The 5,760-nt window shown below is 59.3% G+C and carries 7 protein-coding genes; all 7 read right to left on the bottom strand.

Annotated elements, in window-relative coordinates; all coding sequences use genetic code 11:
- Positions 1–395: hypothetical protein (locus CSQ89_RS19455; protein WP_143747105.1), on the bottom strand; the 395-nt coding region annotated here is incomplete at its 3' end.
- The gene (locus CSQ89_RS19450) at positions 392–1,045 is read right to left on the bottom strand and encodes a phage adaptor protein (protein ID WP_099407696.1); all 654 of its coding nucleotides are present in this window, start codon (positions 1,043–1,045) and stop codon (positions 392–394) included. The genes CSQ89_RS19455 and CSQ89_RS19450, both read right to left, overlap by 4 nt.
- 2 nt (positions 1,046–1,047) lie before the next feature.
- A complete protein-coding gene (locus CSQ89_RS19445) occupies positions 1,048–1,470 on the bottom strand; it encodes a hypothetical protein (protein ID WP_099407695.1) in 423 nt (140 codons plus the stop codon).
- A gap of 11 nt (positions 1,471–1,481) precedes the next feature.
- Complete coding sequence (locus CSQ89_RS19440; protein ID WP_099407694.1) at positions 1,482–1,934, bottom strand: hypothetical protein; 453 nt, start codon at positions 1,932–1,934, stop codon at positions 1,482–1,484.
- 56 nt (positions 1,935–1,990) lie between these two features.
- The gene (locus CSQ89_RS19435; protein ID WP_099407693.1) at positions 1,991–3,094 is read right to left on the bottom strand and encodes a N4-gp56 family major capsid protein; all 1,104 of its coding nucleotides are present in this window, start codon (positions 3,092–3,094) and stop codon (positions 1,991–1,993) included.
- 81 nt (positions 3,095–3,175) lie between these two features.
- Positions 3,176–4,162, bottom strand: a complete 987-nt coding sequence (locus tag CSQ89_RS19430) for a hypothetical protein (protein ID WP_099407692.1) — start codon at positions 4,160–4,162, stop codon at positions 3,176–3,178.
- A gap of 3 nt (positions 4,163–4,165) precedes the next feature.
- Positions 4,166–5,760: portal protein (locus CSQ89_RS19425; RefSeq protein WP_308418183.1), on the bottom strand; the 1,595-nt coding region annotated here is incomplete at its 5' end.

Genomic DNA, 5,760 nt, shown 5'->3' with positions numbered 1-5,760 from the left:
GCGGGTTTCAAGGTAACGCGAAGGGCTAGGGAGCCCGTTGCTGTGGGATAAGGCGTCAAGGCATTCGCTGCCCCTTCTGCGTAACAGAACGGTGCCCCCTCAATCCCGTCGAGCCAGTCGGGATGCTGTTCATCCATGGCAGCATCGCTTTTAGGCGTCAGTGGGTAGCCATTGAATTTGGCCGACTGGATACCCACCAACGCCGCACCCGCAGGCAGGGGAATCGGGGTAGCCACTTGGCCAGCCGTCACGGGCATCACGATAGGCGCCCGCCAAATCCCCGACTCTGTGCAAAGCTTGGCGGCACTCTCACGCAACCAGTGCAGCGCAACCGGTTCGGGGTAATCCGGCACGGCGGGCAGCAGGCCGGTCAAGAGACGATCTAGCGGTGTCATGGGGTGCTCAGCTTATTGTTCACAGTGGTGGTGCTTTCCACCTGATTCAGCGTGCCAACCTGGCTTTCGAAGGCGTTGAAATACGCTTCGGCCAAGCCCGCATTGGCGGCATAGGCCGCGTCCTTGGCGTAACCGCGATACAGCAGGTAATCGACAATGGCGGTCAGATAGAGGCGGTCGAGCGCCAAGGCATCAGACAAACGCTCGATGTCAGGCGGCGTATCGGAATAAGTCAGTTCGATCCGGCTGCCGGCTAACGCAGGCGGATAGACATAGAACGATTTGGGATCACCCATGTTGTACATGGCATGCACGATGCGGGTTGCCGCTGGCATGGCATGCCAATCCGGCATCTGCTCATCGAGCGTGCGCCGATCCACCATGCGGATGGCGCGGCCTGGCGTGATGCCATCGGCTTCCACATTGCGGATCACATCGAGCAGGCTGATGGCCCCGGCAGGCAGGCTTTGCTTGCTGCCCGCCACCAAGGCATGCGCCACCGTGCGCGGGTTGGCGCTCGGTCGGCGTACCACAATGGCGACTTGGGCATCGCTGATCCAACGCAGCAGCTCGGGCTCAGTCCAGCGGATATGCTCGCTATCCTGCACCACATAGCCAAAACGCTGGGTGACTGCCAGGGCCGTCAGCATGCTTATTGGCCTTCCTGCTTGTCCGCGCCCGCAGCGTCTTGGCCTTCCGGCTTGCCAGCGCCCGAAGCGTCTGACTCACTGTTGGACATGGCCGGCTTCTTGGACGCTTCCGTTTCGTCCTTAGCAGATTCGATTGCCCGATTGACCTTAGCCGGCTTCTTGGGCGCTTCTGCCACGTCCGCAGCAGGTTCGATTACCCGATTGACCTTGGCCAAGCGCTTAAACGCTTCTGCTTCAATGACCGGCTCAGCGACCGCCCGGTACAGGTCGGCATGTTTCAACAGGCAATCGATGGCCTCGTCGTCGGTTACTTCCGTGGTGTAACGGCCTTGGGCATCTCGGGTGAAGGCATAGGACTGCCCATGTACGGTGATGTTGCGCACCTTGCCGTTGCTCGGTTTGATGAGGGATTGGATTTGCATCATGGGATCTCCGGTTAACCCAGCGTGTACCAAAGCAGCAGGCTGATACGGCCTGTGGGTGCGCCGGTTGCGATGGCATTGACCTTGACGCCGATAGACCGATCCACCTGTGCTTTGGGGATGGTAAAGCCCGATTTGAGGGACATGCGGGCCGCGCCACCCAACTTGCCTACCGGGTCAGCCGCGAAAAATTCATTACCGACAGTACGATTACCGGTATCGCCGACTGAACCGGACATCAGACCGACATCCAGCGCCACGGTCGGCGTGGCATTACTGTCGAGCTTGTCCGTGACCAGGGTCATATCGAGGATGCGGGCACCCGCCGGCAGAATGCCCAGCTCGATCACATCGCCGGCAGCCAAGGCGGCCTTGAGGTCGTAGTCAAACGGGGCACAGGTCGCGCCGGCATCGCTGGGCGTGATGGTTTGTACACGGCCAAGGGCCGCCAGGGATTGATACAGCATGGGATTGCTCCTAAGCCACCCAGCCCGTTACCGGGCCAAGTCGGCGGTAACGGGGGTTAGTTCGGGTTGGCGGCGTAGGTATCGAGGGCGATCACGGCGAAGTCGCGCCCATTGAAGCGGGCCTTCTTGACACCAAAGATGCTGGAGGTATCGATGATGGGTTCGTTACCCAGGTCAACAGTTTCCTCATGCCAGTCAAAGCGCTGGCCACTCGAAGAGCCATAGGCCACCAGACCAGCGCCCGCACCTAGGAACAAGGCACGCGCTGCGGGTTGCTTGCCATCGGCGCCATAATCACCAAAGGCAATCACCCCCTCGTACTTGTGCAGGATGACGTTGTTCAACAACCCCATATTGCCCTTGAAGATCGGGTTACTGCGTCCCTCGGCGGCCGCCGCGGCCTTCTGTACATCGGCCCAGTCGTTGGTGGTCGAGCTGGTGCGCAGGTTGTACGCCTGGTATTCGCTCATCACACAGACATAGTGGTCCTCACCGTCAATCTTGAGCGGCTGGATACGGATATTGTCGGTATGGATGGCATTGAGCGTTGCTGCGCGGGTGGCAGCACGTTCAATCAAGGTGCGGTTCATCACATCATCGATGCCGATGCTGGCCTTGCTGGTGGCATTGCCGCCGTACAGGATATGGTCCGAGTCTGGCGCTTCGACATCATTGTTCGCGAAACCTTTGAAATCGGTCTCCCAGATGAAATCGGGGTTATTGCCGCGTGCGCCGGACAAGTAGATGGAAAACAACTCATCCTGGAGTTGTGACCAGTAGTCACTGGCGCGGTCCTTGGCCACTTGGCGCAGGTTATGCAGGGTGCGCTTACGCGTCATGCGCCCACCGGCGGATACCGGCTTGCGCAGTTGATCGATCTTGATCTCATCCGTATAGAAACGTAGGCTCTCCTGCTTGCCTTCTGCCCGTTCATCCCCTTGAATCGGTGCGCCACGCAGCCGCATAGAGAGATCGAATGTAATCTTGTCGCCCGAATCCGATTCCAGCTCGTCCTTACGTAAAATCAATGCGCCGTTGGCCTGGTTCTTCCCGACGAATTTGCGGCTGTAGTAGGACTTGCGGGCGGTGTCGGCAGCGAGGCCAACGGAATAACGCTTGACGGCCTTGGGGTCGTTCAAGCCAATGATGGTTTGTGCCATGCGGCAATGCTCCTTGAGGGTTTATAGGGCGCACCTGCGCCACAGAGGGTTAATGTAGGGCTTGTCCCCGGTGTGCCGGGCTTAAAGGGATCGGTAATAAAGCTCTAGCTGGCGCTCGCTCATGCGTCCGATCGCCTCTTCCAAGGCCGTACCGTCGAGCTTGTCCAGAGCACTGAATTCATCGCCGGTATCGATATTGCCGGCACTGGGCAAGCCCCCAATCGTGGGCGGCATGACGGGGCGCTTGGCCGGTGCCTTCTGCTTCACGGCAGGATCGGCTTGCGCTTTGACCGCATCCGGGTTGAACAGCCTGGCCATGCGGTTGAATTGCGCTTGGGCCTCCTGCAACGTCGTGGCATGGGCCTTTTCGAGCATTTGCCAGCCATTGAGGCCGGCATTCTCGGGGTCGTTGGCCACCTGGATCACCGCCTGATTCAATAGGGCGGTCATGTCCGGGTTATCGGCGTAGGTCGCCTTGTTGGCGGTCAGGAAGGCATCACAGGTCTGTGCCCACGCCGCTTGTTCATTCTGGGCATTGAGGGCACGGGCATTGTCGGCATCGCGGATTGCCAGTCGTAGGTCCAATGCCTTGTCGTTCAGCACATCAAGCTGTGACTGATACGTGGCCGCATCGACTTCGTAGTTCTCTAACTGGGTGGTTAAGGCTTTTTTTTGCGCCAGGATGTCGGCAAGTTGTTGTTCGGCGTCCTCGGGCACGGCTGGCACGTCGTATTGGACGGGCTGAACGGGTTGGGGCCGGAAAGGCGTTGGCTCGTCGGATTTGGGGGCGATGGGCTCAAGTGGTGCAGGTGTTGCAATAGGTGCTGAGTCCGTCTGCGTGCCATCTGATTCCGCCAAACCATCAGATTCCGGTTCACCCTCGTCTCCTTCTTCGCCCCCCTCCTCTTCTCCTGACTCGTCGCCCGCTTCATTGTTCAACCCGGCATCCATCATTTCGCCAATGGTGCGGCTGTCTTCGTCTACCTCATCGGTTTCCGCCAGGATGGCGCGTTCTTCGGCAGTCAAGCCGTCGTCGTAATCATCAAAATCGTCGCGTTGCTTTGTCATGGCTTACTTGGCCCTCCTGGCCGGTTTGGATGGGGATAGTCGTTGTTGCGCCTGGCTGTCGCGCACAGCCGCCTTGAGGCTGTCGAGTTGGGCGTTGAACTTGGCTTCCAACTGGTCCACGGCGAGCGCGTATTGCTTGCCCTGTAGCTTCAAGAGGTGTTCCAGTTGGTCGATGATGGGTTGGAACTGCGCCGCATTGCGTGTTTGCTCTGCCAAGGCTTCTTTCTGCTCTACTTCAGCAATGGCATTGCGCTTGGCCAGTTCGTTCTGTTCTGCCTGTTCTTGCTGCTTGGCTTCCTGCTCAGCGATCTCTTCCGGGGTTTGCTCAGCATCGGGATCACGCTGGCCAGTCAGCTTGCGCACGCGCTGCACCAGTTCGTCCTTATTGGGCACATCCATCAGGTCGATAATCAGGTCCAACATCCCCATGGCGATGTCGGGCGGCAGCTTGGCGGCCAGTTCAAACAGCATCTGGGTCTGCGCTTGCCGGATCGTGGCGTGGTAATCCTGCTCGCTGACGATGAAATCGGCCTTGGTACGCACCAGGTTGTTTTCGGGCAGACCGTCATTGATGGGCTGGAACTCGAAGCCACCCTTGGCGTTGGTGACGCGGATTTGTTTTTGTTCGGTGGCAAACTGTTCCATCAGGCTCAGTTGCAATTCACCCTGGAATTGGAACGCCAGGCGCAGGTTGTCGAATAGCTCCGACGTGGCCATGCTGCCTTGGTCCTGCCGCGCCTCGATGGCGACGCCGCTGGTGGCATTGGTCTTGCGGCCCAGGTTCTCATCCGTCACACCTGACACATCCTGAATCATGCGGGCATCGATATCGGCCAGTTGCAGGTGGGCGGCGGCCAGGTCACGGTCCACATTGAGGTCGAAGCGCCGGTTGCTGCCTTCCAGCTCGATAATGCCGTCCGGCCTGGCCACTTCTTCCCGCAACCGTTCGACACTCTTCACCGCGCCTTTTTCCATCACAACCTTGTTGGTCGAGAGGACATACAACGCCTTGGACATGCGCTTGTTGAACGCATCCTGTGGGTCACGTATCCCACGCACCATGCCGTAATACGCGCCATCGCGATTGCGCTGGTAGGCAGCCATCAAGGTATACGGGAAGCGGTTGTGCCGGTAAGGGCTACGGCCTTCGTATAGCAGCCCTGCGGTCGTGAAAATGGCTAGGCGGACCTGCATTTGCTGCTGTTCGGCGATATGGCATAGCTCGCCCTCGACGGCGGCACGCATCACTGCATCGGTCGGGTCGTATTCCTGGCCGTGGAACTCGCCCCCTTGCACCTTCTTAATTCGGGCCGGCACGCGGTACCACATCTCGAAAACGCGCACGCGCTGGCGTACCCCTAGATGCCCCGCTTGTTCTTCCTGGTCGGGGAAGTCATCGGAAAACCACAGCGAGCAGCCCAAGGCATCGGCATCGGGGGTGCTCTTATGTACGATGAAGGCCCGGCTCGGATTGATGAGTTCGGCCACATCGGTATCCAGCCACTTCTGCCGGATCACATAGCGCCAGTCACTCATGTCCACACGGCGCGAGGCACTGTCGTGCAGCATTTCGCGCCAAGGGGCATGCCGCGAGTACT

It is taken from the genome of Chitinimonas sp. BJB300 (genome assembly GCF_002735695.1).
In the GTDB taxonomy this organism is placed as follows: domain Bacteria; phylum Pseudomonadota; class Gammaproteobacteria; order Burkholderiales; family Chitinimonadaceae; genus Chitinimonas.
The sequence above is the reverse complement of the archived record's forward strand: the minus strand, read 5'-3'. Positions and strand labels throughout refer to the sequence as shown.

Excerpts from the sequence above, each read along its gene's own strand:
- CSQ89_RS19435 (WP_099407693.1), bottom strand. The coding sequence starts at position 3,094 with ATGGCACAAACCATCATTGGCTTGAACGACCCCAAGGCCGTCAAGCGT.
- CSQ89_RS19430 (WP_099407692.1), bottom strand. The coding sequence starts at position 4,162 with ATGACAAAGCAACGCGACGATTTTGATGATTACGACGACGGCTTGACT.
- CSQ89_RS19440 (WP_099407694.1), bottom strand. The coding sequence starts at position 1,934 with ATGCTGTATCAATCCCTGGCGGCCCTTGGCCGTGTACAAACCATCACG.
- CSQ89_RS19445 (WP_099407695.1), bottom strand. The coding sequence starts at position 1,470 with ATGATGCAAATCCAATCCCTCATCAAACCGAGCAACGGCAAGGTGCGC.
- CSQ89_RS19450 (WP_099407696.1), bottom strand. The coding sequence starts at position 1,045 with ATGCTGACGGCCCTGGCAGTCACCCAGCGTTTTGGCTATGTGGTGCAG.